The sequence below is a fragment of the Ruminococcus sp. 1001136sp1 genome, from assembly GCF_039841815.1.
In the GTDB taxonomy this organism is placed as follows: domain Bacteria; phylum Bacillota; class Clostridia; order Lachnospirales; family Lachnospiraceae; genus Blautia_A; species Blautia_A faecis.
In genome coordinates this window covers 1-3029 of the sequence record NZ_JBDPGY010000051.1, presented here as the reverse complement: position 1 = coordinate 3029, position 3029 = coordinate 1, and the positions used below count along the sequence as shown (strand labels likewise).

The window sequence follows — 3029 nt, the reverse complement described above, 5'->3', positions numbered from 1 at the left end:
GTTTATCATGTCCTTCAGCTCACGGAGCTGGATATCTTTGGAACTGTCTGCCACTGCTTTTTCCTCCTGTTTCTGATATTTCCATTATACCAGAAAACAGTGGCTTTTCCCAGCAAAACAGCGGATTTACCAGACCTTGAAAGTGCCGAAAATACAGCAAAAAGCAAGAGTTTTATGGTAAAGGTCAAACCACGCGCCTTTCACTAAATCCATTTTTAGTGCATACTTGAGAAAAACAATAGATTTTTTCAAGGGAGGACTAAAGACTATGGATCAGTGCACTCATGAAGTCCGTGCAGAGTACTGGAAAAAGATCATTCAGGCCTGTGGGCAGAGACCAGCAGGCCAGTCAGCCAAAAGCTGGATGGATGAGAATGGCATCTGCGAACAAAGCTATTATCATTGGCAGCGACGGTTCCGGCAACAGGCATATGAAGAAATGAAGGAAAACGCTTCCGTTCCTGCTGTGGCAGAGAAAACAGAACTGACCTTTGTTGAAATTCCATGCCACACTTCTGAGGAAACAAATACCTACATGGTTTCCGGTAAACCAGTTGCAACAATTCGTACTGCAGCGTTACAGATTGATATTTCCAATGAAATCTCTGATGCTCTTCTGCGTCTGATTATTCAGGAGGTGTCACATGCTTGAAGATGCTGCTGGTATTCGCCGTGTTGTTCTTGCCTGTGGCACAGTTGATCTGAGAAAAGGCATTGATGGGCTGGCAACGATCATCGGCGATAAGTATGGTCAAAATCCATTCGAGAAGGGAACGCTCTTTTTGTTTTGTGGGAAGCGTTCCGATCGGTGCAAGGGACTCTTGTGGATGGGTACCGGATTTTTACTTCTGTACAAACGCTTTGAGGCAGGACGATTATCCTGGCCAAGGAATACACAGGAAGCAGCGGACCTTACCGAAGAACAGTACAAGTATCTTATGATGGGTTTAAATCCCCTGGATCCCAAAATCAAAGATGTCGATCCGAAAAATATCTATTGAAACATTTGTACAAAACAGAGAAAATATATTTTCTGTTTTGGTATTGAAAAAAACTGCTATTGTTTACAATGGATGACCGAATCAGAACAATTCGTTTGCCAGCTATCAGGCAGGAACGATGCAATTGCACTTTGAAACCCCTATATTTCCAAAGGCTGGCATACGAATTCTGATGACTTTCATGACAGGAAAAAATGACGAACTCTGCCTGTGGGCCGGTTCGCATTTATCACGGATTTCTGCTATACTATTCTTAGTAAGAAAGGCGGATATCATGTGTAAAAAATTCACTCCAGATGAACTGAACAAGATGGATCATGAAACCAAGAACGATGTCATCTACCAGATGCAGGACCGGCTTGACCGGTTGGAACAGAACTATGAAAACCTCGTAGAGCAGGTCCGGCTGGCAAACCAGCAACGTTTTGGTCGTCATACGGAAAAACTGGATGATATCGCCGGACAGCTTTCTTTTTTTAATGAGGCTGAAGCGAACTACGATGAAAAAGTCAAAGAGCCAACTGTGGAAGAGGTTATTGACTCATCCAGAAAAATGCCGCGAAAGCCTAAGAAAAAAGGTCAGCGTGAAGAAGATCTGAAGGATTTTCCACAGGAAGTAATTCCTCATGATATACCGGAACAGGAACTGAATGAAGCTTTCGGTGAAGGGAACTGGAAAAGTATGCCGGATGAGATTTTCTGGCAGCTTCGTTTCGAACCGGCCAAATGGACTGCGGAAAAACATATCATAAAAGTGTATGTTGGAACAGATGGTGCGCATCAGGATGAATTTCTTCGTGGCGATCATCCGGAAACGATGTTCAGGGGAAGCATTGCAACGCCTTCTCTTGAAGCCGCAATCATCAATGCCAAGTATGTAAACAGCAATCCGCTTGACCGCATTTCCAGAGACTTCCAGGCAAACGGCCTGAATTTGTCCAAACAGACGATGTCGAACTGGACGGTGTGGACGGCTGAACGCTATTTATCGCCAGTGTGTGATCTCATGAGAAAGCGTCAGCTGGAAGCACACGTAAATCAGAGTGATGAAACACCTGTGGATGTAATTCATGATGGCAGACCTGCAGGCAGTAAAAGCTATATGTGGGTTCACATCACCGGAGAGTTAAGTCCGGTGTCTCCGATCATTGTGTATGAATACCAGAAGACGCGGCACAGCGATCATCCGAAAGCGTACTATAAGGACTTTGACGGTATTCTTATGACAGATGGTCTGGAACAGTATCATAAGCTGGAACGGGATCTGACCGGTGTAAAAAATGCGAACTGCATGGCTCACGCAAGACGTCACTTTGCAAATGCGATTAAGGCAATTGGAAAAAGCAATCCCAAAACAGTCGAGTCATCTGTTGCGTATAAAGCACTTGTAAGAATCGGCGCTATTTATGATCTGGAAGGAGCTTTGAAGGAGCAGACTCCAGAAGAGCGCTTAAAAGAGCGGCAGGCTTCCATCAAGCCTCTGGTTGAAGAATTCTTTTCCTGGCTCCGAAAGATACAGGCAGACCGTTCGGTGCTTCCAAAGAGCGAAACCGCCAAAGGCATCAACTATTGCCTGAATCAGGAAGAATACCTGAAGGTGTTCCTGTCAGATGGAGAAGTGCCAATTGATAACCTGGCCAGTGAACGCGCACTGAGAACTTTCACGATTGGTCGTAAGAACTGGATGACTATCAATACAGTACGAGGAGCCGATGCCAGCGCAACCATCTACAGTGTTACGGAGACTGCCCGTGCAAATGGTCTGAATGTTTACTACTACATGGAGCATTTGCTGACAGAACTGACGCAGATTGTTCGTGCCGATGGAAGTATAGATGAAAAAGATTTAGAACCACTCATGCCGTGGTCAAAAGACCTTCCGGCTGAGTGTTACAAGCGTCGCAAATAAGCGGCGCTGTATTTGGCGTGGAGCGAAGGATTTGACCTTTACGTTTTATGTGCATCTTTTTTACGTTGCCTTGATCGCTTTGGGCTGCTCAATATCAATGCCAGACATCAGCCAGTCGA

General features: G+C 45.1%; 3 protein-coding genes. All 3 read left to right on the top strand.

The features are described from left to right. Positions 1-268 precede the first annotated feature (268 nt). The 3 genes from ABHC48_RS20375 to ABHC48_RS20365 all read left to right on the top strand — a co-directional run bounded on the left by ABHC48_RS20375 (position 269) and on the right by ABHC48_RS20365 (position 2910). Positions 269-652 (top strand): IS66 family insertion sequence element accessory protein TnpB, encoded by a 384-nt coding sequence (locus ABHC48_RS20375; protein WP_195700498.1) that lies wholly within the window; start codon positions 269-271, stop codon positions 650-652. Continuing rightward, positions 645-1001 (top strand): IS66 family insertion sequence element accessory protein TnpB, encoded by a 357-nt coding sequence (tnpB, locus tag ABHC48_RS20370; RefSeq protein ID WP_195700497.1) that lies wholly within the window; start codon positions 645-647, stop codon positions 999-1001. The genes ABHC48_RS20375 and tnpB overlap by 8 nt, the downstream gene beginning before the upstream one ends. Before the next feature lie 274 nt (positions 1002-1275). Next, positions 1276-2910, top strand: a complete 1635-nt coding sequence (locus ABHC48_RS20365) for an IS66 family transposase (RefSeq protein ID WP_243284619.1) — start codon at positions 1276-1278, stop codon at positions 2908-2910. Positions 2911-3029: the final 119 nt, after the last annotated feature.